The organism is Variovorax flavidus, from assembly GCF_030317145.1.
GTDB classification, from domain to species: Bacteria; Pseudomonadota; Gammaproteobacteria; order Burkholderiales; family Burkholderiaceae_C; genus Variovorax; species Variovorax flavidus.
Genome location: NZ_JASZYE010000001.1, coordinates 1169939 through 1196071 on the forward strand (window position 1 = coordinate 1169939; position 26133 = coordinate 1196071).

Annotated in this window: 30 protein-coding genes; 10 read left to right on the forward strand and 20 right to left on the reverse strand. The window is 65.8% G+C overall.

All coding sequences use genetic code 11. The features are described 5' to 3' along the window. Positions 1-79 precede the first annotated feature (79 nt). The 4 genes from QTH90_RS05630 to QTH90_RS05645 all read right to left on the reverse strand — a co-directional run bounded on the left by QTH90_RS05630 (position 80) and on the right by QTH90_RS05645 (position 3592). The gene (locus QTH90_RS05630) at positions 80-886 is read right to left on the reverse strand and encodes a substrate-binding domain-containing protein (protein WP_286663526.1); all 807 of its coding nucleotides are present in this window, start codon (positions 884-886) and stop codon (positions 80-82) included. A gap of 115 nt (positions 887-1001) precedes the next feature. Continuing rightward, positions 1002-1784 (reverse strand): 3-hydroxybutyrate dehydrogenase, encoded by a 783-nt coding sequence (locus tag QTH90_RS05635; protein ID WP_286663527.1) that lies wholly within the window; start codon positions 1782-1784, stop codon positions 1002-1004. A gap of 100 nt (positions 1785-1884) precedes the next feature. Then, positions 1885-3093: a patatin-like phospholipase family protein gene (locus tag QTH90_RS05640; RefSeq protein WP_286663528.1), complete on the reverse strand. Its 1209-nt coding sequence runs from the start codon at positions 3091-3093 to the stop codon at positions 1885-1887. Between the two features lie 49 nt (positions 3094-3142). After that, positions 3143-3592, reverse strand: a complete 450-nt coding sequence (locus QTH90_RS05645; RefSeq protein WP_286663529.1) for a CHRD domain-containing protein — start codon at positions 3590-3592, stop codon at positions 3143-3145. A gap of 108 nt (positions 3593-3700) precedes the next feature. Between QTH90_RS05645 and QTH90_RS05650 the strand changes: the two genes are divergently transcribed. Further along, a complete protein-coding gene (locus tag QTH90_RS05650; RefSeq protein WP_286663530.1) occupies positions 3701-4246 on the forward strand; it encodes a DUF924 family protein in 546 nt (181 codons plus the stop codon). Here the strand turns inward: QTH90_RS05650 and QTH90_RS05655 are convergent, their stop codons facing one another. After that, positions 4247-5149: a YihY/virulence factor BrkB family protein gene (locus QTH90_RS05655; protein WP_286663531.1), complete on the reverse strand. Its 903-nt coding sequence runs from the start codon at positions 5147-5149 to the stop codon at positions 4247-4249. An 87-nt stretch (positions 5150-5236) separates the two neighbouring features. Here QTH90_RS05655 and QTH90_RS05660 point away from each other — a divergent pair, with 87 nt between their 5' ends. From QTH90_RS05660 to QTH90_RS05685, 6 genes are all read left to right on the forward strand, one after another. After that, the gene (locus QTH90_RS05660; protein WP_286663532.1) at positions 5237-5827 is read left to right on the forward strand and encodes a chromate transporter; all 591 of its coding nucleotides are present in this window, start codon (positions 5237-5239) and stop codon (positions 5825-5827) included. Beyond that, complete coding sequence (locus QTH90_RS05665) at positions 5824-6423, forward strand: chromate transporter (protein WP_286663533.1); 600 nt, start codon at positions 5824-5826, stop codon at positions 6421-6423. The genes QTH90_RS05660 and QTH90_RS05665 overlap by 4 nt, the downstream gene beginning before the upstream one ends. A 24-nt stretch (positions 6424-6447) precedes the next feature. Beyond that, a complete protein-coding gene (locus QTH90_RS05670; RefSeq protein WP_286663534.1) occupies positions 6448-7416 on the forward strand; it encodes an aldo/keto reductase in 969 nt (322 codons plus the stop codon). Positions 7417-7507: 91 nt separating this feature from the next. Continuing rightward, a complete protein-coding gene (locus QTH90_RS05675; protein WP_286597997.1) occupies positions 7508-7678 on the forward strand; it encodes a hypothetical protein in 171 nt (56 codons plus the stop codon). A 34-nt stretch (positions 7679-7712) separates the two neighbouring features. Beyond that, complete coding sequence (locus QTH90_RS05680) at positions 7713-8189, forward strand: DUF3237 domain-containing protein (RefSeq protein ID WP_286663535.1); 477 nt, start codon at positions 7713-7715, stop codon at positions 8187-8189. Between the two features lie 393 nt (positions 8190-8582). Further along, a complete protein-coding gene (locus QTH90_RS05685; protein ID WP_286663536.1) occupies positions 8583-11201 on the forward strand; it encodes a YadA-like family protein in 2619 nt (872 codons plus the stop codon). A gap of 29 nt (positions 11202-11230) precedes the next feature. Here QTH90_RS05685 and QTH90_RS05690 read toward each other — a convergent pair whose 3' ends face one another. The 4 genes from QTH90_RS05690 to QTH90_RS05705 are packed head-to-tail and all read right to left on the reverse strand — an operon-like array spanning position 11231 to position 13861. Then, positions 11231-12097 carry an amidohydrolase family protein gene (locus tag QTH90_RS05690; protein WP_286663537.1) on the reverse strand — a complete coding sequence of 289 codons (867 nt, stop codon included), beginning with the start codon at positions 12095-12097 and terminating at the stop codon, positions 11231-11233. 20 nt (positions 12098-12117) lie between these two features. After that, positions 12118-12864 (reverse strand): 23S rRNA (guanosine(2251)-2'-O)-methyltransferase RlmB, encoded by a 747-nt coding sequence (rlmB, locus tag QTH90_RS05695; RefSeq protein WP_286663538.1) that lies wholly within the window; start codon positions 12862-12864, stop codon positions 12118-12120. Positions 12865-12901: 37 nt separating this feature from the next. Continuing rightward, positions 12902-13090 (reverse strand): hypothetical protein, encoded by a 189-nt coding sequence (locus QTH90_RS05700; RefSeq protein WP_286663539.1) that lies wholly within the window; start codon positions 13088-13090, stop codon positions 12902-12904. A gap of 60 nt (positions 13091-13150) precedes the next feature. Continuing rightward, positions 13151-13861 (reverse strand): ABC transporter ATP-binding protein, encoded by a 711-nt coding sequence (locus QTH90_RS05705; RefSeq protein ID WP_286663540.1) that lies wholly within the window; start codon positions 13859-13861, stop codon positions 13151-13153. Between the two features lie 16 nt (positions 13862-13877). On the opposite strand from QTH90_RS05705, the gene QTH90_RS05710 reads away from it, so the two are divergent. After that, a complete protein-coding gene (locus tag QTH90_RS05710; protein ID WP_444814676.1) occupies positions 13878-14528 on the forward strand; it encodes an arylesterase in 651 nt (216 codons plus the stop codon). Between the two features lie 77 nt (positions 14529-14605). Here the strand turns inward: QTH90_RS05710 and QTH90_RS05715 are convergent, their stop codons facing one another. Then, on the reverse strand, positions 14606-14809 hold the full coding sequence (locus tag QTH90_RS05715; RefSeq protein ID WP_286507677.1) for a hypothetical protein: 204 nt from the start codon (positions 14807-14809) through the stop codon (positions 14606-14608). A 70-nt stretch (positions 14810-14879) separates the two neighbouring features. Continuing rightward, positions 14880-16073 (reverse strand): cystathionine beta-lyase, encoded by a 1194-nt coding sequence (locus QTH90_RS05720; RefSeq protein WP_286663542.1) that lies wholly within the window; start codon positions 16071-16073, stop codon positions 14880-14882. Positions 16074-16130: 57 nt separating this feature from the next. Here QTH90_RS05720 and QTH90_RS05725 point away from each other — a divergent pair, with 57 nt between their 5' ends. Continuing rightward, positions 16131-16946, forward strand: coding sequence for a helix-turn-helix domain-containing protein (locus tag QTH90_RS05725; protein ID WP_286663543.1), 816 nt, complete (start codon positions 16131-16133; stop codon positions 16944-16946). 72 nt (positions 16947-17018) lie between these two features. Beyond that, on the forward strand, positions 17019-17456 hold the full coding sequence (locus tag QTH90_RS05730; RefSeq protein WP_286663544.1) for a VOC family protein: 438 nt from the start codon (positions 17019-17021) through the stop codon (positions 17454-17456). A gap of 19 nt (positions 17457-17475) precedes the next feature. On the opposite strand, the gene QTH90_RS05735 is transcribed toward QTH90_RS05730, so the two are convergent. The 9 genes from QTH90_RS05735 to der all read right to left on the reverse strand — a co-directional run bounded on the left by QTH90_RS05735 (position 17476) and on the right by der (position 26126). Then, a complete protein-coding gene (locus QTH90_RS05735) occupies positions 17476-18000 on the reverse strand; it encodes a phosphoribosyltransferase (RefSeq protein ID WP_286568368.1) in 525 nt (174 codons plus the stop codon). Positions 18001-18027: 27 nt separating this feature from the next. Then, entirely contained in the window at positions 18028-19359 is a 1332-nt protein-coding gene (locus QTH90_RS05740) for an adenylosuccinate synthase (RefSeq protein WP_286663545.1), read from the reverse strand. A 20-nt stretch (positions 19360-19379) separates the two neighbouring features. Then, entirely contained in the window at positions 19380-20543 is a 1164-nt protein-coding gene (locus QTH90_RS05745; RefSeq protein ID WP_286663546.1) for an ATP phosphoribosyltransferase regulatory subunit, read from the reverse strand. A gap of 44 nt (positions 20544-20587) precedes the next feature. Continuing rightward, positions 20588-20776 carry a DUF2065 domain-containing protein gene (locus QTH90_RS05750; RefSeq protein WP_286663547.1) on the reverse strand — a complete coding sequence of 63 codons (189 nt, stop codon included), beginning with the start codon at positions 20774-20776 and terminating at the stop codon, positions 20588-20590. Positions 20777-20812: 36 nt separating this feature from the next. Next, on the reverse strand, positions 20813-21712 hold the full coding sequence (gene hflC / locus QTH90_RS05755) for a protease modulator HflC (protein WP_286663548.1): 900 nt from the start codon (positions 21710-21712) through the stop codon (positions 20813-20815). A gap of 12 nt (positions 21713-21724) precedes the next feature. After that, the gene (hflK, locus tag QTH90_RS05760; RefSeq protein WP_286663549.1) at positions 21725-23068 is read right to left on the reverse strand and encodes an FtsH protease activity modulator HflK; all 1344 of its coding nucleotides are present in this window, start codon (positions 23066-23068) and stop codon (positions 21725-21727) included. A gap of 76 nt (positions 23069-23144) precedes the next feature. Further along, complete coding sequence (hflX, locus tag QTH90_RS05765; protein ID WP_286663550.1) at positions 23145-24314, reverse strand: GTPase HflX; 1170 nt, start codon at positions 24312-24314, stop codon at positions 23145-23147. A gap of 53 nt (positions 24315-24367) precedes the next feature. Beyond that, the gene (gene hfq / locus QTH90_RS05770) at positions 24368-24613 is read right to left on the reverse strand and encodes an RNA chaperone Hfq (RefSeq protein ID WP_093123058.1); all 246 of its coding nucleotides are present in this window, start codon (positions 24611-24613) and stop codon (positions 24368-24370) included. A gap of 172 nt (positions 24614-24785) precedes the next feature. Next, on the reverse strand, positions 24786-26126 hold the full coding sequence (der, locus tag QTH90_RS05775) for a ribosome biogenesis GTPase Der (RefSeq protein ID WP_286663551.1): 1341 nt from the start codon (positions 26124-26126) through the stop codon (positions 24786-24788). Positions 26127-26133: the final 7 nt, after the last annotated feature.

The following is a 26133-nucleotide window of genomic DNA, read 5'->3' on the forward strand; positions in this document are numbered from 1 at the left end:
AGCGCCAGTGCGCCCGGGGCAAGGGGTCTTCAGCGTTCGTGAAGGCGCGGCCAGCGCGTCTGCTGGCTGGGTGACGGCTTCAGCGAGCGGCCAGCGGTTCAAGCCCCGTCTTGGCGATGGTCGGCGCGGCTTCCGGTGAATTCAGGTAGCGGATCAGCGCGCGGGCGGCGTCGGGCTGCTTCGAAGCACTCGCGACACCGGCCGAGAACACGGTGACGCGCTGCACTTCGGCCGGCAAGGGGCCGACATAGTCGATGCCCTCGATCGGCAGCAACTCGCTCACCTGCTGCAGGCCGAGCGCGGCCTCGCCGCGCGCGACCACGGTGCCCACGCGCTCGCTCAGGATGCGCTTGCTCTTCGGCTTGACCTGCGCCTCGATGCCCAGCTTCTTCAGCAGTTCGGTCTCGTAGTAGGTCCCGCTGGCGCTCGCCGAATAGGCGATGGACGGCGCGGCGATCAGGGTGCGCTTGAGCGCATCGACCGTGCTGATGTCGGGCTTGGGCGCGCCCTTCCTGACCGCGAAGCCGATGCTGGAGCGCACCAGGTCGACCTGGCTGCCGGGAACGACTTTCCCCTGCTCCACCAGCGCGTCGAGCGCCGGCCGCGCCAGGATCACGACGTCGGCCGGCTCGCCGCGCGCCAGCCGGCTCGGGATCGAGTCGTCAGCGTTGCCCATCGAGGCGCCGTAGGCAGTCTTCACTGCACGGCCGCTCGACTTTTCGAATCCTGGCCGCAAGTCGTTGTAGGCAGCCGTGAAGCCGCCCGAGGTCATCACATGGACGTCGGTCGTCGCGGACCCGGTGCCGAGACCGCTGCAAGCGGCCAGCAGCAACGCCGTCGAGGCAATGGCTGCACGCCGGCCGATGAAATGAAGGGATGTCGCCATGGCCATGAGGGTCTCCGAGTTCTGGCAGGCGCGCCATCGCGCCCGTTGTCGGAATCCTAGGCCGTCAAGCTGTCATTCAGCCGGCATGAAATGCAGGGTTACTACCCTGCCCCAGTCACTGCATGAACCAGCCGTGGCTCACGACCAGCGATTGACCCGTCAGCGCGTTCGTCGGGAATGCAGCGAACATCAATGCGACGCGCGCCACGTCATCGGTGGTCGTGAACTCGCCATCCACCGTCTCCTTGAGCATCACGTTCTTGATGACCTGTTCCTCGGTGATGCCGAGCGTCTTCGCCTGCTCCGGAATCTGCTTCTCGACCAGTGGCGTGCGCACGAATCCGGGGCAGATCACGTTGGCGCGCACGCCGTACTTGGCGCCCTCCTTCGCCACGGTCTTGGCCAACCCGATCAGGCCGTGCTTGGCGGTGACGTACGGCGCCTTGAGCAGCGATGCCTCCTTGGAGTGCACCGAACCCATGTAGATCACGCTGCCGCCTCGTCCCTGCGCATACATGTGCTTCAGGCAGGCCTTGGTGGTCAGGAAGGCGCCGTCGAGGTGGATCGCCAGCATCTTCTTCCAGTCGGCGAAGCTGAACTCCTCGACCGGATGCACGATCTGGATGCCGGCGTTGCTGATCAGGATGTCGATGCCGCCGAATGCCTTGGCCGCTTCCTCGACGGATGCGTTGACCTGCTCTTCGCTGGTCACGTCGACGCCGACGCCGATGGCCTGCGCGCCCGCTGCCTTGAGTTCGGCGGCGGTGGCGTCGGCGGCTTCCTTGTTGAGATCGGCGATCACGATCTTGGCGCCTTCCTTGGCGAAGACGATCGCAATTTCCTTGCCGATGCCGCTGGCCGAGCCGGTGATGAAGGCGACCTTGTCCTTGAGTTGCATGGAATTTCCTTTGCGTGACGGAGGTTGGAGGATGCGTGCAATCTGCGTGCCCATGGCAGCAGATTGACGCCAGAGACTTAAACGAACCTGATCTGCCCGGCTAACTGCCGGCCGGAATGTGCGGCAGCTTCATCGGACGGCGTACGCGGTGGGCGTTCGGCTCGGTCAGGTCGAAGGTGGTGACGCCGTTGATCTGCGACGCGCTCTCCAGCCATTCGGGATGGTCCAGCGTGTTGCAGATGTCGCGCCAGCCCGCCTCCCAATGCTCGTCGACCGACGCGCGCGAGAACTCGTAGTCCTTCGATTCGAGCTCGTAGGGCTTGTCGCGGTAGATGAGATGCACGATCTCGATCGGCTTGTGCGAGAGCTGGTCGCACACGGCCTGCACGCTGGCATCCTTGCGCAACGGTGCGGGCAGCTTCTTGATCAGGTCCGCGATCGCCTGCTGGAGGTTCATGTTCGAGGCGAGCGCATCGGTGTTCATGCGGGTGCGGCTCGAATAGGTGATGTCCTTCTGCCGCTCCATCGTCTCGGAGATCGTGCGCGGCATCGCGCCGCGCGCGCTGAACAGGTCGACCTGCAGCACCAGCAGCGGTTCGCTGCGCGGATGCATGTCGAGCACGTACTGCAGCGGGGTGTTGGAGACGATGCCGCCATCCCAATAGTCCTCGCCGTCGATGTGCACCGGCGCAAAGCCCGGCGGCAGCGCACCGCTCGCCATGATGTGCTCGGGACCGATGCGCTGCACGGTGTTGTCGAAGTAGATGGAATTGCCGGTTCGCACGTTCACCGCACCCACGCTGAATCGGATCTCGGGGTGATTGAGGCGGTCGAAATCCACCAGCCGTTCCAGTGTCGACTTCAAGGGCGCGGTGTCGTAGTAGCTCAGCACCGGCGCCGCGCCGCCGAGCAGCAGCGCGGGACTGCGACGCGGCTCGAAGAAGCCGGGCACGCCGAACACCGCGGCGGACGTGGCGCTCCACTGATTGAACATGGCACGGTCGTTCCACCATGACGGCACGCGCTGGGCCGGGCCTGACGAAACGAGATCCCAGAATTCGCGAAGCCGTTGCACCCGCATTTCAGGGGCATTGCCCGCGATCAGCGCGGCGTTGATGGCCCCAATCGAGACGCCGGCCACCCAATCGAGCGCCTTGTGCTTCTCGAAAACGCCGGCGTAGACCCCGGCCTGATAGGCCCCGAGCGCGCCGCCGCCCTGCAGCACCAGCGCCTTGCGGGCATGGGTGATGTCGACACCGGGCCCAGGCCGGCGAGGGGCGGAGAGCTTTGCATTTGCTGTGGTTCCCATGGCGTTCATTGGACACCATGCGCCGCCGCTCCCGCCTCTCTCCGGAGGACTACATCTTCGGCAACATCTGCCCGCGAATTTCGCCGCCCGGGTTGGCCGCCGTGTGGATGTTGGCGTACCACTTGCCAGACATCAGGTCGGCCGCCTGCGCGGGCGTGAGTGTCGCCTGGCCCTCGATCGGGCTTGCCGGATTGGCGAAGGGCAGCACCACCGCCGCATTCGCGCCGGCCGCGGCCGGTCCGTGGAAATGCGCCGCCGTCGCCGGCCCGCTCAGCCCGTCGTAGGTGATCTTGTACTTGAGGACGTTCGTTTCCTTGTTCAGCGTCGCTTCGGCGAGACCGCTGCCGCGCGTCATGTTGGGCGGTACCTCGCTCGCGGCGTTCATGCTGCCGCTGAAGCTCGCGGTGTTGGACTTGGACATCATTCCGCAACCCACCAGGGCCGCGGTCGCAACGCCGGCCACGAGGGCCATGCGCAAGGTCGTGCCGTATCGTGTCATGAGGCATCTCCGTGTAGTTGGCAATCCCACAGGATAAAAAGCATTGGGGGGCGGCGCTGTCGGTCATCAACCCGACTTTGGGGGATGCGATGGCATGATCCTGCCGCCATGAATGCTCTTCCTTCCGCTCAAGACGTCGTCCGGTTCTGGTGCGACGCGGGTCCCGACCGCTGGTTCGCCAAGGACGATGCTTTCGACATCGAATTCAAAGCGCGCTTCGAGACCGCCCACCATGCCGCCGCGACCGGCGCGCTCGACCACTGGGCCGCCGAGGCCGAGGGCGCGCTGGCCTTGCTCGTGCTGCTGGATCAGTTGCCGCGCAATGCCTGGCGCGGCAGCGGCCACATGTTCGCCACCGACGGCAAGGCGCGGGCCATCGCGGCCGTCGCCATCGATGCCGGCCTGGACCGGCAGGTCGACACGGCACTGCGGCCCTTCTTCTATCTGCCCTTCATGCATTCGGAATCGCTCGCGGACCAGGAGCGTTCGGTCGCGCTCAATGCCGCTCTCGATGCCAATACGCAGCGTTTCGCGGTGCTGCACCGCGACATCATTGCGCGCTTCGGCCGCTTTCCGCATCGCAACGACACACTCGGCCGCCGCACCACGGCCGACGAGCAGAAGTTCCTCGACGACGGCGGCTTTGCCGGCTGATCAGGAGGACTGTTCGGCGCGCGTCGGCGACGCTCTCGCCGCCGGCCGTGGTCGTCCCTTGAACGAGCCGTAGGCGTGCGCGTAGACCCACGTGAACTCAACGCCCAGCAGGAAGATCTGCGCCGAGTAGTACACCCACACCAGTAGCACCACCAGCGAGCCGGCGGCACCGTAGCCGGAGGCGATGCCGGTCTTGCCGATGTACAGGCCGATCAGGTACTTGCCGATGGTGAACAGCACAGCGGTGACCAAGGCGCCGACCCACACGTCGCGCCATTGCACACTCACGCGCGGCATGACCTTGAAGATCATCGCGAAGCCCACCGTCACGATCACGAAGCCGAACCCGGAGTTGACGTTCTGCGCCAGAGTGGCCCATCCGCCGAAGACCGGCGCCCACCATTCGCCCAGCGCCGCGAGCGCCGCGTTGACCACCAGCGAGACGATCAACAGGAAGCCGATGCCCATGATCATGCTGAAGGAAAGCAGTCGCACGCGCATGAGGTCGAGCAGGCCGTTGACTTCCTCGCGCGCCGGTGCGCGCCAGATGCGGTCGAAGGCATCCTGCAGTTCGCCGAAGACCGTGGTCGCACCGACCAGCAGCAGGGCGACGCCGATCACCGTTGCCACGATGCCCTGCCGCGGCTTGTTGAGCGCTTCGAGCATGATCTGGATTGCCCGCGCGCCCTCCGGGCCCATCAGCCCCGAAAGCTGCTCGAAGATCTCGCCGCGCGCCTCCTCCCGCCCGAAGACGAGACCGACGACCGAGATCACGATCAGCAGCAGCGGCGCCACCGAGAACACCGTGTAGTAGGCCAGCGCCGCGCCCATGCTCGGGGCGTAGTCCGCGCGCCAGGATGCGAAGGACTGCTTGCAGAGATCGAAGAGCGCGCGTGCATTCATGGGCGCCAGTGTCGCAGCATGGCCCCGCCGCGCAAGTCGAACGGCGCGCCGCGATGGCATGCGCCTTGCCAACGATAATCGCCCGCAATGCACCCGCCCCTACCCAGCGCGGCATCGGCGACCGACCGACCGCAACCCCAGTCCCCGCGCGACCTGTTCGTCTCATTCACCTGGCTTGCGTTGCAAGGCTTCGGCGGCGTGCTCGCCGTCGTGCAGCGCGAAATGGTCGAGAAGAAACGCTGGTTGACGCCCGATCAATTCCTCGAAGACTGGGCCGTGGCCCAGGTGCTGCCGGGGCCGAACGTGGTCAACCTTGCCCTGATGATCGGCGACCGCTATTTCGGCCTGCGCGGCGCCGTTTGCGCGGTGGCCGGCATGCTGGTCGTGCCGCTCGGCGTGATCCTCACGCTGGCGGTGCTCTACGCGCACTACGCCGGCAATCCGCAGGTAGCCGGTGCGCTTCGCGGCATGGGCGCGGTGGCGGGGGGCCTGATCGCCGCCACCGGCATCAAGCTGACCCCGGCGCTGCGCAGGCATCCGCTGGGCTTCGGCGTGTGTCTCGGCCTGGTGGCACTGGTGTTCGCCGCGATCGCTTTCGCACGCATTCCGCTGGGGTGGGTGTTGCTGGCGGTCGGCGGCGCGACCTGCGTCTGGACCTGGCGAAAGATCCGCCCATGACGATCGTGATGCACTGGCATGACTGGCTGGCGCTCTTCGGCCAGTACCTCATGCTCTCCCTGCTGTCGATCAGCGGCGCCATCACCACCGTGCCCGACATGCACCGCTACCTGGTGGCGCAGCATGGCTGGCTGACGGACGCGCAATTCAGCTCTTCAGTCGCCATCGCGCAGGCCGCCCCGGGGCCCAATGTGCTGTTCGTCGCGCTGATGGGTTGGAACGTTGGCCTCAACGCCGGCGGCGGCATCGGCGCCGGCCCGCAGGCCTGGCTGCTGGGCCTGTTTGGGCTGGCCATCACCATGGTCGGCATCATGCTGCCCAGCACCACGCTGACCTACTTCGCGACCCGGTGGGGCCACCGCAACCGCGAACGGCGCGAGGTACGGGCCTTCAAGCAGGGCATGGCGCCGATCGTGGTCGGCCTGCTGATTGCGACCGGCTGGGTGCTGGCCTCGGGTAACCATTCCGGCGACGCGCCTGCCTGGCACCTCTGGCTGCTGACTGGCGTCTCGGCGTTTATCGTCTGGCGCACCCGCATCCATCTGCTGTGGCTCCTCGGCGCCGGTGCGCTGCTTGGCGCCGCAGGCTTTGTCTGATCCGAACCTTCCAGGAATCCGCTCATGCAGTTTCGCCCGCTCGGCCGCTCCGGCCTGCAAGTCTCTCCCCTCGCCTTCGGCGGCAACGTCTTTGGCTGGACCGTCGACGAGTCGCTCTCGTTCCGGCTGCTCGATGCCTGGCTCGACGCCGGCTTCAACTTCGTCGACACAGCCGACGTCTACTCGAGCTGGGTTCCGGGCCATAGCGGCGGCGAATCCGAAACCATCATCGGCAAGTGGCTCCGGCAGACCGGCAAGCGCAATCGCGTCGTGCTCGCGACCAAGGTCGGCAAGCCGATGGGCGAAGGCAAGAAGGGGCTCTCACCGGCCTATATCCGCGACGCTGTCGACGCATCGCTCAAGCGCCTGAAGACCGATCACATCGACCTCTACCAGTCGCACGACGACGATCCGGAGACGCCGTTCTCGGACACGGCCGAGGCCTTTGCCGCATTGATCAAGGCCGGCAAGGTGCGGGCGATCGGCGCATCGAACTTCAGTGCCCCCCGCCTGGCCGAAGCGCTCGATGTGGCCGAGAAGCAAGGCCTGCCGCGCTATGAGAGCCTGCAGCCGCTCTACAACCTCTACGACCGCGCCGTGTTCGAGAAGGAGCTGGAACCTCTGTGCGTCGAACGCGGCATCGGCGTGATCAACTTCTACGCGCTCGCCGCCGGCTTTCTCACGGGCAAGTACCGCACCGAGGCGGATGCGGCAAAGAGCGCACGCGGCGTGAACACGACCAGGAAGTACCTGAATCCGCGCGGCCTTCGCGTCCTCGAGGCGCTCGACGCCGCCGCCCACGCCTACGGCGCCACCCCGGGGCAAGTGGCGATCGCATGGCAGATCGCGCGGCCCTCCGTGACGGCACCCATCGCGAGCGCCACCTCGGTGAAGCAGCTCGACGAACTGATCGCGGCAGCGAGTCTCCAACTGGCGCCCGAGACCATCGCGGCGCTCGACGCGGCGAGCGACGAAAGCCCGGCCCAGCGGTAGGCACCCTCCGACACGCATTGGCGGCACAGACCGCCGCAGCAGCAAATCGGGCCATGCAGACTGGCCCGACTTGCAGTTTCGGAGAGAGAACATGTCTTTTGCCCTCTACATGATCGGCTTCCTGATCTTCCTGGCCGGCCTGATCTGGGGTGCGTCGGTCGCCGGCGTACCGACGCTCTATATCGGTATCGGAACGCTGATCGTGCTTGGCATCGGGATCTTCAGCGCGGTGGGACGCACCCGCGGCAAGGATCCTTCCTGATCCCAAATGGCGCCAAGGGCGTTACGCTCGGCGGATGAATCCGACCGACCCGCTCGCCCCGCCATCGCTCGACTATTTCGCCGACCTCCAAGTCGAAGTCGGCGCGCCGCAGGTGCTGAGCCAAGGGCCACGCGGCATGCGCAGACTCGTGCCGATCACCGGTGGTTCGGCGCGCGGCAACGGCTGGACAGCGCGGGTCATTCCGGGCGGTACCGACTTCCAGTTGATCGTCAGCGACACCCTGTCCGAACTCGATGCCCGCTATGGGCTCGAGACCGATGCGGGTGATCTGATCTATGTCCAGAACCATGCGGTTCGCGCCGCGCCGCCGGAGGCGATGGCGAAACTCTTGCGCGGTGAGCCTGTGGATCCTGCGCAGATCTACTTCCGCTGCAACCCGCGTTTCGAAACCTCCTCGCCGACCCTTCGCTGGATCGGCGAACGCATGTTCGTCGGCGTCGGCGTGCGGCATCCGGCGCAAGTGGTGATGCGCTTCTTCGCTCTGCTCTAGGTCCCCTGAGGCCTCCCTGCGCGGGCATATCGCTCGGCCCGCGCAATAGCGATTCCATGGTCCCGCGCCGCGCCAACCGTGAAGCAATTCACGAAGGCGCTTTCCAAGCGGGCCCCGTGACTGTTCTTGCAGTCTTCTCAGACTATTCGTATTCCGCCCGTGCAGCGGAACTTCTACAGTCCATTCATCCGAATTAGTAGTTCTTTTGATTTATCAAATTCCATTCAATTGGATGCGGTGAATTCAAAGTGGGCTCCCAGTCGAGCGCGGCCGCGCGACCCAACGTTCATCGTCTTCACAACCGCGGGTGCCAGTACCAAGTGCGAATTTCGGCTTCCCAATTGACTTGTCGGTCAATTGTTTATTTGCAATTTTCTTATCCAGGAAGAAATCATGAACAAGACTTTCAAAAGCGTTTGGTGCGAAGAAACCGGCACTTTTGTTGCCGCAGCCGAAATCAGCAAAGCCCGGGGCAAGAAATCCTCCGGCCGTGTTCTTGCGACTGCACTGATCGCCGGCATCGTTTCCTTCGGCGGCGCAGCGCAAGCAGCGGACTACAGTCTGGAGAACCTCAAGATCGTCGACGGCGTCGGCGGTGATGCGGTTGCATCGGGAGCCGGTTCGATCGCGCTAGGTACTGCCGCCAACGCGCAAGGTGCCACTGGGGGCGACTATTCGGCCATCGCCATCGGCTCCGGCGCCAAAGCGCTCGGGCAAGCCACGCTGTCGATCGGCGAGGCGTCCCAGGCCAACGGCAATCGCAGTTCGGCGATCGGCAACTCGTCCCAGGCCATCGGCATCAGCGCGTCTGCCTTCGGCACGGATGCCAAGGCGCTGTCCGACGGCGCGACGGCGCTCGGCTCCGGCGCCCAGGCCACCGGCGTGAATGCGGTGGCGGTGGGCCGCAATGCCGTTGCCTCGGACAATTCCGTTGCGCTGGGCAACGGCTCGACCACGACGGCCGATCTGGCCGCGCCGGCCTACCGGCCGGGCGCGACGGCGGTGTCAGGCATCGCATCGGCGGCGAACGGAGAAGTGTCGGTGGGCGCCGCGGGCGCGGAGCGTCGTGTCACGAATGTGGCGGCCGGCGCTGCAGCCACGGACGCCGTGAACGTCAGCCAGTTGCAGTCGGAAGCCATCAAGTCCGACAACATCGGCATCAGCACGGCAACGGCGCTGGGCGGCGGCGCGACCTACAACCCGGACGGCACCATCACCGCACCGAGCTACTCCGTGGGCGGTACGACAGTAGGCGACGTGGGCGCGGCGATCAGCAGACTGGATGACGGCACTGCGCAGAACGCGACCGACATCGCCAGCCTCCAAGGCGATGTGACGAACCTGGACGGCCGCGTGACCCAGAACACGACCGACTTCACCAACCTGCAGAACGGCTTGAACAACGGCGAAGTCGGCCTGGTCAAGCAGGATGCGACGACCAAGGCCATCACGGTGGCAGCCGACAAGGCTGGCACGTCGGTGAACATCGCCGGCATGGACGGCGACCGCACGCTCAGCGGCGTGAAGGACGGTGCATTGGCTGCCGACAGCACCGAGGCCGTGAACGGCTCGCAGCTGTTCGCAACCAACGAGCGCATCGGCGTGGCCGAAGGCAACATCACCACCATCCAGGGCGATGTGTCGAACCTCGACGGCCGCGTGACCCAGAACACGAGCGACATCAACAGCCTGCAGAACAGCTTGAACAACGGCGAAGTGGGCCTGGTCAAGCAGGATGCGACGACGCGCAGCATCACGGTGGCCAGGGACACCGACGGCACGATCGTCGATTTCAGCGACAAGGACGCGAAGGCTCGCACGCTCACCGGCGTCGCGAACGGCGCAGTTCTCCAGGACAGCAAGGAAGCCGTCAACGGCGGCCAGTTGTTCGGCATGAGCACCTCGGTGGCCAATGCCCTGGGCGGTGATTCGAAGGTGCAGCCGGATGGCAGCCTCAGCGCACCGAACTTCTCGGTGGGCGGCACGACGGTCCACAGCGTAGGTGATGCGATCACCAATCTCGACGACCGCACGACGGCGAACTCCCAGAGCATCGACGAACTCACCCACAGCGTGAACAGCGGTTCGTTGGGCCTGGTGCAGCAGGACGAGACGACGCGCGACATCACGGTCGCCAGGGGCACCGACGGCGCGACGGTGGATTTCGCCGGTACGGCCGGCTCGCGTGTCCTCACCGGCGTGGCCGCGGGCGCGGTCAACGCGACCAGCGTCGACGCCGTCAACGGCAGCCAGCTGTATGGCGTCAGCAACTCGGTAGCCAACGCGCTGGGAGGCGGCTCGACCGTTGCAGCAGATGGAAGCATCACTGCGCCGACGTACACCGTCAACGACACCACCTACGGCAGCGTCAACGAGGCGCTGCAGGGCCTGGCGGGCAACATCAACAACAAGGGCTCGGGCACGACCCAGACGGTGGTCGAGAAGGTGATCGTCTCCGGCGAACCGAACGCGCAACTGGCCACGACGGGTGACGCCCCGGCAGTGGCTACCGGCGACAACGCCGCCGCCCTCGGTGCGGGTGCCGCGGCTTCGGCCAACAACAGCGTGGCGCTCGGCGCGGGCTCGACGACCGGCAATCGCGAGAACACGGTATCTGTCGGTTCGGCCGGCAACGAGCGTGCGATCGCCAACGTGGCGGATGCGGTGATGGCGACCGACGCGGTCAACAAGCGGCAGCTCGATACGGCCGTCGAGAGTTCCCGCGCCTACACGGATCAGGCCATCGGCCAGGTGCAGGCCGAAATCGGGAGGGCACGGCGCGACTCCAACGCAGCCGCCGCCTCGTCGATGGCTGTTGCCAACCTGCCGCAGTCAATCATCCCGGGCAGGGGCATGGCTTCCGCCGCGGTGAGCAACATGGATGGCGAATCGGCCGTTGCCGTCGGCATCTCCAAGGTGGCCGACAGCGGCCGCTGGGTCACCAAGCTGTCCGGGACGGTCAACACGCGCGGCAATGTCGGCGTCGGCGCAGGCATCGGGTTCCACTGGTAAGCCGAATCCGAGCGGACGTCCGGTCCCCGTCAACCTCCGCCGAAACGATAGAAGTCTTGCGGGTTGTGTACCAGCAGGCGTTCGCGCAGTTCGGGATCGGGCGCGATGCGCGACAGGGCATCGACGAGAACGCCGTCGTCGGGAACATGGTCATGAAGCGGATGCGGCCAGTCGGTGCCCCAGAAACAGCGCTCCGGGAAGTCGCGAACGAGCCTCTGCGCGATCGCCACGCCGTCGGCATAGTCCGTCGCACGTGAAATGCGGTCCACGCCGCTCACCTTGACCCGGAACAACGGATCTTGCATCAGCGCGTGCAGCGCGAGGAAGTCAGGATGCGCGGTGCCTGCCGAGGCGTCCACGCGTGCCATGTGGTCGATCACCACCGGCACGGCACTGCGCGCCAGCGGCGGCGCGAGTTCGTGGATCAGGCCTCGTTCGAAGTGCACCTGCAAGTGCATGTCCAGCGGTTCCAGGCGGCGGCTGAACGCGACGACGCTTTCCACGTCGAATCCGGCGTGCGAATTCCTCGCGAAATTGAAGCGCACGCCCCGGAAGCCGACGGACGCCAGCCGCGCCAGTTCGTCGTCAGCCACGTCGAGCGGGAGCAGTGCCACGCCAAGATAGTTGCCACCGCCGGCCGCGATGGCGTCCTCCACCACGCGGTTGTCGTGTCCATGGCAGAGCGACTGCACGATCACGCAGCGCTCGATGCCAAGGTGCCGGTGCAGCGCGAACAGGGTTTCCTTGGGGGCATCGGCCGGCGTGAACCCGCGGCCTTCCGCGAAGGGGAAACGCCTCGACGGCCCGAACACGTGGACGTGCGCGTCGCAAGCGCCGGCCGGCAGCCGAACCCGCGGCGTGGAGGGATGCGGGTTGTAGGTGAGCGTCGGCTCCATCGAAACCGCCCGAATCGATCTCAGCCCAGCCGCTGGCGCATCGCCTCGTAGAGGCACACGCCGCTCGCCACCGACACGTTGAGGCTTTCGACTGCACCGGCCATCGGGATGCTCACCAACTCGTCGCAGGTCTTGCGCGTGAGTTGCCGCATGCCCTCGCCCTCGGCGCCGAGCACCATCGCCAGCGGACGCTTCAGGTCGCACTGGTAGAGCGTGCCGGGTGCGTCGTCGCTGGTGCCCACGCACCAGATGTTGCGTTCCTTGAGTTCGCCGAGGGTGCGCGCGAGATTCGTCACCATGAAGTACGGCACCGTCTCGGCCGCGCCGCTCGCCACCTTGGCCACGGTCGCGTTGATGCCGGCCGCATGGTCCTTGGGAGCGATCACCGCATGCGCGCCCGCGCCGTCGGCGACGCGCAGGCAGGCGCCGAGATTGTGCGGATCGGTCACGCCGTCGAGCACCAGCAGCAGAGGCACGGTGCCGGCGGCTTCGAGGCCTTCGAGCAGTTCGTCAAGCGAATGGGTCTGGGGAATGGGCTCTACGCGTGCGACCACGCCCTGATGGCCATGGCTGCCGGCGAGCTTGGCGAGGCGCAAGCCATCGGCCTCGATCAGGCGGACACCGGCCTCCTGGGCACGGGCGACGAACTGCCGCATGCGTGCGTCGCGCCGGCTGGCGTCGAAGAGCACCTCGATCACCGATTTCGGCGCGGTCTTGATACGCACGCCCACGGCGTGAAAGCCGAAGATCACTTTGGGGGAAGACATCGGGGGATTATCGAGCCCCCGGCCGGCCGTACAGCCTTCAGAGCCGATTGGTGATGTAGAGCAGGATCAGCAAGACCACGACCGCTGCCACGACCGCAGCGATCCATCTGCTGGCCTTACTTCGCCGCGGATGATGATGAACGCCGGTCGGAGGCCCGCTGCGGGGCGCCAGCCCGCCGAAGGCCGTGTCGTCTTCCTCGTCGATACCGGGTCGCGGCTTCTGCATGGCAATGTCCCCTTGCGATGCGTGGAGGCCGCCCGTGCGGCCCGCCGTCCGAAAAAGCGCTCAGGCGCCGTGACCGTCGAGCGCCACGCGGCCGGCCTCGATCGTGATCCGCCGCTCGCACCGCTCGGCAATACCCCGGTCGTGCGTGACGAGCACGAGGGTCGTGCCCAGTTCGCGGTTGAGATCAAACATCAGTTTCATCACCTGCTCGCCCGTTGCAAAGTCGAGACTGCCTGTTGGCTCGTCAGCCAGCAGCAATGCGGGTTGTACGACAAAAGCGCGTGCCAGCGCCACCCGCTGTTGCTCGCCGCCGGAGAGCACCTTGGGGTAGTGGCCCAGCCGCTGGCCCAGGCCGACGCGGCCGAGCATCTCGGTCGCGGCCTTGCGCGCATCCTTGCGGTCGGCCAGTTCGAGTGGCAGCATCACGTTTTCGAGCGCGCTCAGGTTGCCGAGCAGCTGGAAACTCTGGAACACGAAGCCGACCTTCTGGGCGCGCAGGGCCGCACGCTCGTCTTCGTCGATCGCGAACAGATCCTCCCCGGCGAGCTTCACGGTGCCGCGCGTGGGCGTGTCCAGGCCCGCGACGATCGACAGCAGCGTGCTCTTGCCCGAGCCTGAAGCGCCGACGATGGCAGCCGTCTCTTTCGCGCCCAGCGTGAAATGGATGTCCTGCAGAATGTCCAGCGTTCCGGTGGAGTCGGTGACGGACTTGAAGACATGCTCGACGGCCACAATGGGTTCGGAGCGGCCATCGGTTTGGATTGAGGACATTGAAAGGTTTGTCGTGGTGAATCGACGTCACTTTATCTTGAGCGGCGCGCTGGTCGGCAGCGGGGGGTCATGGATCGCGGCGCAGGCCCAGGCCGCGACCGCCAGAAAGCCCGTGATCCTGATCCTCGGCGATTCGCTTTCGGCCGAATACGGCCTCAAGCGCGGAGACGGCTGGGTGCCACTGCTGGAAAAACGCCTCGCCGACCAGAAGGTCACGGCCACCGTGATCAACGCCAGCATCAGCGGCGACACCACGTCCGGCGGCCGGGCGCGGCTGCCCAACCTGCTCACGCAGCATCAGCCGACGCATGTGGTGCTCGAACTGGGCGCGAACGACGCATTGCGCGGCCTGCCGCTGGCAAGCACCGAAGACAACCTGCTGCAGATGACCAAGGCCGCGCAGGCCGCGGGCGCCCAGGTGCTGATCGTGGGAATCCAGGTGCCGCCCAATTACGGCAGCGACTACACCCGGCGCTTCGAGGCGCTCTTCGCCAAGGTGGCAGGCGCGACCAAGGCACCGCTCGTGCCCTTCCTGCTCAAGGGGGTGGCCGATAGTCCGGATGCGGCCATGCTGTTCCAGGCGGATCGGATCCATCCGACGGCGGCCGCGCAACCGCGCATGCTCGACAACGTGTGGCCGACGCTGCGCAAGCTGCTGCCCAAGTAGCGGACTGGCGACCCAAACAAAAAGCCGCCGCAGGCCCGGGCCGCGGCGGCTTCTTCTTGATCGTTGATGAAAACGGCTCAGCCGTTCTTGGTGGGCAGTTCCGGAACGGTCGGCGGGTCGCGTTCCAGCGAGGCCACGTCGGTTTCCGGATCGCCCGGGGCGAGCCCATCGCTGCTGGGCATGAGCTTGCGGTTGGCTTTCTCCCTCAGCTTGTCTTCCTTTTTCTTCTTCTTTGCCAGTTCCTTCTGGCGCTTTTCATAGCCGTAATTTGGTGTTGCCACTGCTTCTCCTTCGGGCGAGGCAGTCAGGGTGACTGCGCGTGGTCAGACTGTACGCGATAACCGCCGGCTCTCAGAGCGCCGCGAAGGCCTGTTCGAGGTCGGCGCGCAGGTCTTCCGCGTCCTCCAGACCGATCGAAAACCGAACCAGCGTGCCCTTGTGCGGCCACTTGGCAACGCTCGCGTCGCGCATGAGGCCGATGTCATAAGGCACGACCAGGCTGATCGGCCCGCCCCACGAATAGCCGAGCCGGAAAAGTTCCAGGCTGTCGCAAAAGCGGTCGACCTGTTCGGTGCCATAGCGGTCGTCGAACACCACCGAGAACAGGCCGGCCGCCAGGTCGGTGGCGCCGCAGAGCCTCAGCCAGTGCGCATGACCCGGCGAGCCTTCGAGCGCGGGGTGCAGCACTTGCGCGATCTCGGCTCGGCCTTCGAGCCAGCGGGCCAGTTCGCGCGCGCTGCGGTCGTGCGCCTGGTAGCGCAACGCGATGCTGGGCAGAGAACGCAAGAGGGTCTCCACATCGCCGACGCCGATGCCGAACCCCATGCGCATGTGCGTGAGCTTGATCGCGCGATGCAGGCGCTCGTCGCGCGTCACCACGCTGCCCATCAGCACGTCGCCGCCGCCGCTGGGGTACTTGGTGAGCGCCTGGATGGAGATGTCGACGCCCTGCCCGCTGCCGTTGAAATCGAAAGGTGCGAAGGCCAGCCCTGCCCCCCAGGTGTTGTCGAGTGCGGTGATGACGCCGCGCGCGCGGCAGACGCCCACGAGTGCGGGCAGGTCCGGGAATTCCATCGTGACCGAGCCGGCGGCCTCCACCCAGACCAGCTTGGTCCGGCTCGACAGCTTGGCGGCGAGGTCCGCCGGATTCATCGCGTCGTAGAGCCGATGGGTGATGCCGAAATTTGCCAGTTCGCCGTTTGCCAGCGCCTTGTTGGGGCCGTAGGCGTTGTCGGGGATCAGCACCTCGTCACCGGCCTTGAGCAACGCGAAGCAGACGAGCGCGATCGCCGCGAGGCCACTGGGCACCAGCAGGCACTCGCTGCCGCCTTCCAGCGTGGCGAGGCGCTCTTCGAGCGTGAAGGTGGTGGGTGTCCCGTGCAGGCCGTAGGTGTAGCCGGCCTTGGTCTTCCAGTCTCGCGCGCGCATCGCGGCGACGTCGGCGAAGAACACGGTGGAGGCCTTGTACACGCCGCGCTGGGGTGCCGCGAAGTTCGCAGGGGGGGTGTACGGATGGTGGATCAGGTCGGTGATGGGCTTTCGCATGCCTCCATGCTAGTCGACCCGATCGCCGGGTCGGCACACAATGCACGGATGCTGCTGATGCGCGCACCCGGCCCTTCGCTGCGGCCTTTCGTCCGGACGATGTGGGCCGCCGATCCTGGTGCGGTCGGCCAGGATGCCGGCCGGGTGTCCGTGCGCGAACACGTGTTGCCGACGGGTGACATGCATCTCGTGTTCCGGCTGTCGGGGCCGCCGCTCCGCCTCTTTGCCGATGGGGCGGATTCGGTCGGATACACGGTGGGCTTCGCCATCGTGGGCGGCGCCCGATCTGCCTTCTATGCGCGCGATGTGTCCGTCGCCGCCCGATCAGTCGGCGTGCAACTTCGGCCGGGTGCGGCGCGGGCCTTGTTCGGCGTGCCGGCGGACGAGTTGGCCGAGCGCCACACGCCACTGGACGCGCTCTGGGGCGCACAGGCGTCCGAGGCGCTGGAGCGGCTGCACGCAGCGAGCTCGCCTGGAGCCCGCCTGACCCTCCTCGAAGTCTTGCTGAACGAGCGATTGAGGCCGCTGCCGCGCGCCATGCACCCGGCCGTCGCACAGGCGCTGCTTGGACTGGGGCGCGGCGCCGCGGTGAGCGATCTGGTGGATGCGAGCGGATACAGCCATCGGCGTTTCATCGCCTTGTTCCGGGACGCCGCCGGGCTCCCGCCCAAGCGGCTCGAACGCGTCCTGCGGTTCCAGCGGGTGATGGCCGAAGAACCCGGTTCGGGCGCCCTGCCCTGGGCCGAACTCGCCCTCCAGGCAGGCTACAGCGACCAGCCGCATTTCAATCGCGACTTCCTTCAGATCACTGGCATGACGCCGCAGGCCTATCGCCGGGCTTCACCCAGTTCGCCGAATCACGTGCGTGCCTGAGGTCAATTTCGTTCAAGACGCCCCGCCTCCGCAAGCCCAGAATCGCTGCAGACCTTTGATGAGGACGCTTCGATGACCATCCACGAGCTATTCCCCTATCTCTGCGTGCACGACACGGCCGCGGCCATCGCCTTCTATGGCGAAGTGTTCGGCGCGAAGGAGAAGTTCAGGCTGACCGAACCCAGCGGCCGCATCGGGCACGCGGAGCTGGAATTCGGCAGCACCACGCTGATGCTGTGCGACGAGTTTCCGGAATATGGAATCCGCGGCGCCAGGGCGATCGGCGCCACGCCTGTCACCCTGCATCTGCACGTCGACGATGCGGACGCGGTGGTCGAGCGTGCGCTCAAGGCTGGAGCCACGCTGCACATGGCGCCGCAGGACCAGTTCTACGGCGAGCGCTCAGGCTCGTTCTTCGACCCCTTCGGTCACCGCTGGAATGTCGGCCACAGCATCGAGGACGTGGCGACGGACGAGATGCAGCGGCGCTATACCGAATTGCTCAAATGAGCACGAAGGCCGGGCGCCTTCAGACCGACCACTTCTCCATCAGTTTCTCGGCGCCGAGCGAGTCGTAGCCCTCGAAAGGCTGGTGGATCCACGGATTGGTCTGCAGGAACTCGACCGAATAGTCCGGCGTGAAGGTCGAAAGCGCCTTGGTCCAGATCACGGCACTGCGCAGTTCGGTGATGGGCTTGTAGCTGCTCTTGAGGTTCTCGACCACGGCATGGAGCGTGTGACCGGAATCCGCGAGGTCGTCCACCAGCAGAACCTTGCCTGCGATTTCGCCCTTGGGCGTGGTGATGTAGCGCGCGATGTCGAGATGCCCCTGGATCGTGCCGGCGTCGGCGCGGTACGAGCTGGTCGACATGATCGCCAAGGGCTTGTCGAAGATGCGCGAGAGCACGTCGCCGGGGCGCATGCCGCCGCGCGCCAGGCACAGGATGGTGTCGAACTGCCAGCCCGACTGGTACACCTTGATCGCGAGCTTCTCGATCAGGTTGTGGTACTCGTCGTAGCTGACGTAAAGGTGCTTGCCGTCTTCGGTCAACATGAAAATTCGTCTCCTGCGGGTGAAAGGTCAGTCGGCCAAATAGGGGTGGCGCATCATGATGGTGTGATCGCGATCAGGGCTCGTCGACACCATGTGGATCGGCACGCCCGTGACCTGCTCGATGCGCTGCAAATATAGGCGCGCATTGATGGGGAGCTTGTCGTATTGCGTGACGCCCACCGTGCTCTCGGTCCAGCCCTCGAGCTTCTCGTAGACGGGCGTGCAGCGCTCGATCTCATCGGCGCCCAAGGGCAGGATGTCGGTGTATTCGCCGTCGAGCTGGTAGCCGGTGCACAGCTGCAGTTCCTCGAGCCCGTCGAGCACGTCGAGCTTGGTGATGCACAGGCCGCTCAGGCCATTGACCTGGGCCGAGCGCTTCAGCAGCGCGGCGTCGAACCAGCCGCAGCGGCGGCTGCGGCCCGTGGTCACGCCCTTTTCCGCACCGACGGTGCTCAGGTGATAGCCCACGCTTCCCGGCTTTTCCCAGTCGAGTTCGGTGGGGAAGGGGCCGCCGCCGACGCGCGTGCAGTAGGCCTTGGTGATGCCGAGGATGTAGTGCAGCATGCCCGGCCCGACGCCGGACCCTGCCGCCGCATTGCCGGCCACGCAGTTGCTGGAGGTGACGTACGGATAGGTGCCGTGGTCGACGTCCAACAAGGTGCCCTGCGCACCTTCGAACAGCAGGTTGGCGCCAGCACGGTTCGCGTCGTTGAGTTCGCGCGACACGTCGGCCATCATGGGCTTGAGCAGTTCGGCGTGACGCATCGCCTCGTCGTAGACGGTGTCGAAGTCGATGGCCGGCGCGCTCAGCACCTGCGTCAGCACGTGGTTGTGAAGGTCGAGCAGAACGCGCAACTTGGTGGCGAAGCGCTCGGGGTGCTTCAGGTCCTGCACGCGCAGGGCGCGGCGGGCAATCTTGTCCTCGTAGGCCGGCCCGATGCCGCGGCCGGTGGTGCCGATCTTCTCGATGCCGCCCTTTTCGCGGTAGGCCTCGCGCGCAATGTCGAGTGCCGCGTGGAACGGCAGGATCAACGGGCAGGCCTCGCTGATGCGCAACCGCGAACGGACCTCGACACCGGCCTTCTCCAGCCCTTCGATTTCCTCGAACAGCTTGCCGGCCGACAGCACCACGCCATTGCCGATGTAGCACTTGACGCCCGGCCGCATGATGCCGCTGGGGATCAGGTGCAACGCCGTCTTGACGCCGTTGATGACCAGTGTGTGGCCGGCGTTGTGGCCGCCCTGGAAGCGCACGACGCCCTGCGCGCTTTCGGTCAGCCAGTCGACCAATTTGCCCTTGCCTTCGTCGCCCCACTGGGTTCCGACGACGACCACGTTTCTTCCGGTGGTTACGCTCATGATTTTTCGCTTTTCAGGATTCAGATGGCTTGCACGCGCCATTGGCCGTCGCGCTCGACGAGCTCGCGGTCGCAATGGAATTCGTCGATTTCGCTGTCGTGGCCAGGCAGGACGCACACGACGGTTTCGCCTTCGCCGCGCAGGGCGGCGATGGTCTTGTTGAGGGCGTCCGCGTCGCTCCATGGCGCGCGGATCGCGGCGCGCAGGGGCCTTGCGGGCAGGACGCCGACCAGTTCGCGGACGTCGAGGCTGAAGCCCACGGCCGGACGGTTGCGGCCGAACACAGCCCCGACCTCGTCGTAGCGGCCGCCACGGACCAGGGCGTCGCTGGCGCCCTCGGTGTAGATGCCGAAGCGCATGCCGCTGTAGTAAGCGTAGCCACGCAAGTCGGCCAGATCGAAGCTGACGCGAGCGCCGTCGAGATGTGCGGCCAGTTGCTTCAGGTCGGACAGCGCGGCGCGCACGCCCGCCGAATCCGGCAAGGCCTTGGCGGCCTCATCGAGCACCGAAACGTCGCCGTACAGCTCGACGAGCGCCAGCAGGCCTTCACGGGAAGGCGCAGGGAAATCGACCGTGAGCTGGCGCAACGTGCTCGCATCCTTGGCCACCAGGGCTGCATGCACCCGCGCAAGGACCGCGGCGTCCGCCGGCACGCCGGCAAACAGCGAGCGCACGATACGCGCATCGGCCAGATCGACGATGACCGGGCTCTGTGCGGGCCCGGTGACGCCGGCGGCGCGCAGGCAATCGAGTGCCAGGCGCAGGGTTTCGGTATCGGCTTCGAGCCCGGCGTGCCCGTAGATTTCGGCGCCGAACTGGAGCGGCTCACGCGTCGCGTGAGGACGGTCGGGGCGGGTGTGCAGGACCGGACCGCAATAGCAGAGGCGGGTCACGCCCTTGCGATTGAGCAGGTGGGCATCGATGCGCGCGACCTGCGGCGTGGTGTCGGCGCGCAAGCCCATGCTGCGCCCCGATAACTGGTCGACCAGCTTGAAGGTTTGCAGGCCGAGCGCCTCGCCCGTGCCGGACAGCAGGGATTCCAGGTGCTCGAGCAGCGGCGGCATGACCAGCTCGTAGCCATAGCCACGGGCGGTATCGAGCAGTTCGCGTCGAAGTTCTTCGATGTGGCGCGCCTCGGAAGGCAGCACATCGGCAATGTGATCCGGGAGGACCCAGGCGGACATGGGGATCGGGGGCGTGGTTAAACCGGGATTCTACCGGGACCGCGTCACCCCAATAGCCAGAGGAGCGCCAAGCCCAAAAGAATGCTGCAGAGACCGAAGAAGCGCAGCTGCCCATCGCGCAGCTGCATGAGTTGGCCAAAACCCCGCCGCCAGCCGCCCGGTGAGAGGAAAGGCAGCAGCCCCTCGATCACCAGAACGAGCGCCAGCGCGCTCCAGAACGTATCGACGTCCACGATCTCAGCTGGCGTCAGGCGGGGGCGCTGTCATCCTCAGCGGCGCGGCGTGTTGCTCGTCGAGCCGGAACTCTGCATCGACTTGAAGAAGTCCGATGACGGATCCAGGACCATCACGTCGCTCTTCTTGTTGAAGCTTTGCTTGTAGGCATCGAGGCTGCGGTAGAACAGCGCAAACTGCGGATCGCGCCCGAAGGCGTCGGCGTAGATGCTGGCGGCACGGCCGTCGCCCTCGCCCTTGATCTTCTGGGCATCGCGGTAGGCATTGGCCACGATCACCTCGCGCTGGCGGTCGGCGTCGGCGCGGATCTTTTCGCCCTCGGCGAAACCGGTCGAACGCAGTTCATTGGCGACGCGCTTGCGCTCGGCCTCCATGCGGCGGTAGACCGATTCGGTAATCGCCTCGACATAGTCGACCCGCGTGATGCGCACGTCGACGACGTCGACGCCCCATGGCTTGGCGCCCTTGACCACCGCGAGCACCTCGCGCTGCACGTCGGACATGACGGCTTCGCGTCGCACCGAGATCAGGTCGCGCACGGTTCGCTTGTTGATGTTCTCCTGGAACGCATTGCGAACCACGCGGTTGAGCTGCACGGCGCCGGCGTTCTCATCCAGCCCGACGTTGCGGATGTACTCGGACGGGTTGCTGATGCGCCAGCGCACATACCAGTCGATCACGACACGCTGCTTCTCCGCAGTGAGCATGGGCTCGGGATCGAGGCTCGACAGCGTCAACAGGCGCTTGTCGATGTACGACACGTTCTGGAACGGCGGCGGGAGCTTGAAGTTCAACCCCGGCTCGGTGATGACTTCCTTGATCTGCCCGAGCGCGTACACCACGCCGAACTGGCGCTGGTCGACCACGAAGAGGGTCGAGCTCAGCAGCGCAAGCGCGACCAGGACCGACGAGACGATGAATCCGATTCTGTTCATATTCTTGTGTCCTCAGCGCACGTCGCGATCGCGCGAGCGGCCATCGCGGGCACGGGCATCACCTGCGGATGGCACCACCGGGATCACCGACGACTGTGGCGCGGCGGTACCGGCGACATTGGGATTGGCAGCGTCCACCGGCGTGCCGGCGGCGTTCTGGCCAGACATCTGCATCAGCTTGTCGAGCGGCAGGTAGAGCAGGTTCGAGTTCTGCTTCGAGTCGATCAGCACCTTGGTCGTGCTGCTGTAGATCTGCTGCATCGCATCGGTGTACATGCGGTCTCGCGTGACCTGTGGCGCCTTCTGGTATTCGGAAAGCACTGAACTGAAGCGCTGCGCGTCACCTTGCGCCTGCGCAACGATCCGAGCCTTGTAGGCCTCGGATTCTTCCTTGAGGCGCGAGCCGGTGCCGGTCGCACGCGGAACCACGTCATTGGCATACGCCTGTGCTTCGTTCTTGGTCCGCTCGCGCTCCTGGCCAGCCTTGAGCACATCGTCGAATGCTGCCTGCACCTGCTCGGGCGGACGCACCCCACCCTGCTGCAGGTTGATGCCGACGACTTCGACGCCGACCTTGTAGCGATCGAGGATGGTCTGCATCAGCGTGCGGACTCGAGGCGCGATCTGGTCGCGCTCGTCGGCGAGCGCGGCATCCATGCGCATCTTGCCGACCACTTCGCGCACGGCCGTCTCGGCCACCTGCACCACGGTATCGGCCGGAGACTTGCTCTCGTACAGGAAGGCGCGGGCGTCGCTCAGGCGGTACTGCACGGCGAACTTGATTTCGACGATGTTCTCGTCCTCGGTCAGCATGGCGGATTCGCGCAGGCCGGTCGAGCGCACGATGGTGTCGCGGCCAACGTCCACCGAGCGGATCTGCGTGGTGACGACAATTTCGTGGCGCTGGATCGGATACGGCAGCCGCCAGTTGAAACCGGCGCCGACGGTCGCCTTGTAGCGGCCGAATTGCGTGATCACGGCCTGCTGGCCTTCGTTCACGATGAAGAAGCCGGTGCCCAGCCAGATCAGGACCGCGACCGCGGCGACCAGCCCCAGGCCGAAGCCTGCATTCTTCATGTCGGGCTTGAGGCCGCCGCCATTACCGCCGTTCGGTCGGTTGTTGTCGCCGCCGCCACGCCCGCCGCCAAAGAGGCCGCCGAGCTTGCGATTGAAGTCGCGCCACAGTTCGTCGAGGTCCGGCGGCCCCTGGTTCGGGCCCTGGCCCCGGGGGCGATTGTTGTTGCCCGAAGGCGGCGGAGCGGGAGGCTCGCCGTCCGGACGGTTGGCGGCGGGACGGTCGCCGTTCGACGAGGAGTCGTCACCCCGGCCCCACCGGCCATCGTTCAGGTTGAACATGCCGGAAAACCGTCTCCACACTGGCTTTGCATTCATTCGATTCTGTTCTTGAGTCAGTGACGGGGATTGTGCCCAATCAGTGGGCGGCATCGTGCAATTCGGCGCCGGCTTCTGGGGTCATGTCCTCAGTCAGCAGACGCGATCGTTGTGCGAGTTCGGCGCGCAACAGCGGAACGCCTTCGCCGGTATGGGCGCTCAGGAAGATGCGAGGCACCTGCACACCGTCGACGTCGATCTCGTCCTGGAGATGCAGGGGGTGCTGCGTGCTTTCAAGTGCGTCGAGCTTGTTGAACACCAGGAGTTGCTGCACCGTGTCGGCGCCGATGTCCTTGAGCACGGCCTGCACTTCGGCCATTTGTTCGGGATGATGGGGGTTGGATGCGTCCACCACGTGCAGCAGCAGGTCCGCATCGACGGCCTCCTGCAGGGTGGCCTTGAAGGCGTCGATCAAGCCGTGAGGCAGGTCGCGGATGAAGCCGACGGTGTCGGAGATCGACACCTTCCGGCGTGCGTCGCCGAGATACAGATGGCGTGTCGTGGTGTCGAGCGTCGCGAAGAGCTGGTCGGCCGCATAGGCGCGAGCCTTGACCAACGCATTGAACAACGAGGACTTGCCGGCATTGGTGTAGCCGACCAGCGAGATGTTGAAGGTGTCGCGACGTTCGCGCTGACGCCGCTGGGTGCCGCGCTGCCGCTGCACCTTGGCGAGCCGTTCGCGCGTGCGCTTGATGGCTTCGCCGATCATGCGGCGGTCGAGTTCGATCTGCGTTTCGCCGGGGCCGCCGCGCGTCCCGATGCCACCGCGCTGACGCTCCAGGTGGGACCACCGGCGCACGAGACGCGTGCTCAGGTATTGCAGCCTGGCCAGTTCGACCTGCAGCTTGCCCTCGTGCGAGCGCGCACGCTGGGCGAAGATTTCGAGGATGAGGAAGGTGCGGTCATAGACCGCGACACCGAGCTGGCGCTCGAGGTTGCGCTGCTGCGCCGGGCTCAGAGCTTGGTCGAAGACGACTTCGCTCGCGCGGTGCAGTTCGGCGAGTTCGCGGATTTCATCGGCCTTGCCGCTTCCGACGAACAATGCCGCGTCGGGCGCCTTGCGTTTGCACACTAGGCGAGCGACCGGCTCCAGGCCCGCAGTCTGCGCGAGCAGTCCGAGTTCCTCGAGTTCGCCGTCGAAATGGGGCAGCCCGAAGTCCACGCCGACAAGAACGACGGCGCCTTCCTTGCGGGGGATCAGTTCAGACAAGCGGAATCAAATTGGAAAAAGCGCGACGGACGAACCGCCGCGCTTCATGCCGTTCAGGCGGCAGTGTCGTCGTTCTCGGCAGCCGAGAAGTTGACGGCCCGACCCGGCACGATGGTGGAGATGGCATGCTTGTAGACCATCTGGGTCACCGTATTGCGAAGCAACACGACGTACTGGTCAAACGACTCGATCTGGCCTTGCAGCTTGATGCCGTTGACCAGGTAGATCGAAACCGGCACGTGCTCACGACGCAAGGTGTTCAGGAAGGGGTCTTGTAGAAGTTGCCCTTTATTGCTCACGATATTCTCCGTGTTCAAGAGTAGTTGTTGGACCGGTCACCTTAACACAGCGATTCCGCGCTGCAGCAAGAAAGTCCAATGGCCTTGAAAAAAACGGCAGTTAAAAGCCGGAACTTCGGCTGTCCACGCGGGTCTTCGGAGGCTATTGGCGGTCAAGCCGCAAGACGAGCGGTCACTCGTCCTTGTCGGCGTACGGATTGTGCGAGGTCTTGAGTTCGATGCGCAAGGGCGTGCCGACCAAATCGAATTCCTTGCGGAAACGACCTTCCAGAAAGCGCTTGTAGGCGTCGGTGACGTGTTCCAGCGAGTTGCCATGAATAACGATCACCGGCGGATTCATGCCGCCCTGGTGGGCGTAACGCATCTTTGGCCGATACATTCCGGAACGCTTGGGGGCCTGGAACTGCACCGCTTCCAGCAACAGGCGCGTCAGCACTGGCGTCGACATCTTGCGCGTCGCGGACTTGTGGGCCTGCACGATGGCCTGCCAGACCGGGCCCAGCCCCTGGCGCTTGACGGCCGAAATGAAGTGCAGCGCCGCAAACTTCAGGAACGGCAGGCGTGTCTCGATCTGGCGCTGGATCTGTTCGCGCTGGTAGCTGTCCACCGCATCCCATTTGTTGATGGCGATCACGACCGCGCGGCCGCTTTCGAGGATATAGCCGGCGATGTGCGCATCCTGATCGGTCACCCCCTGCGTCGCGTCGAGCAGCAGGAGGACCACGTTCGCGGACTCGATGGCCTGGAGCGTCTTGACCACCGAGAACTTCTCGATCGCCTCGAACACCTTGCCCTTGCGGCGCAGCCCAGCCGTGTCGATCAGCTCGAAACGCTGGCCGTTGCGCTCGAACGGCACCATGATGGCATCGCGCGTGGTGCCCGGCAGGTCGAAGGCGACCAGCCGCTCTTCGCCGAGCCAGGTGTTGATCAGCGTCGACTTGCCGACGTTGGGACGGCCGGCCACAGCCAGCTTGATCGCCTTGTTGGCCTCCTCTTCCTCGTCCTCGTCTTCCTCGGGAAGGTTGAGAGGCGCGAGCGCCAGTTCGACCAGGCCACGAATCCCCTGCCCGTGCGCCGCGGAAACGCCATGCACCTCACCGAAGCCCAGTTCGTAGAAGTCGACCAGCTTGGTGCCGTCGTGCATGCCTTCGGCCTTGTTGGCCACGAGCACGCAAGGCTTGCCGAGCCGGCGGAGTTCGTTCGCGATGTCGTGATCCTGGGCCGACAGGCCTTCGCGCGCGTCCACCACGAAGATGACCACGTCGGCTTCTGCCACGGCCTGGCGCGTCTGCTTGGCCATCTCCTTGAAGATGCCGCTGCCCGCGTCCGGCTCGAAGCCGCCGGTGTCGATCACGATGAATTCGCGCTTGCCCTGGCGGCCGTTGCCATAGTGGCGGTCCCGCGTCAGGCCCGCAAAGTCGGCGACGATGGCGTCGCGCGTCTGCGTCAGGCGGTTGAAAAGGGTTGACTTGCCGACGTTGGGACGCCCGACCAGTGCAATGACCGGCTTCATTGAAGGC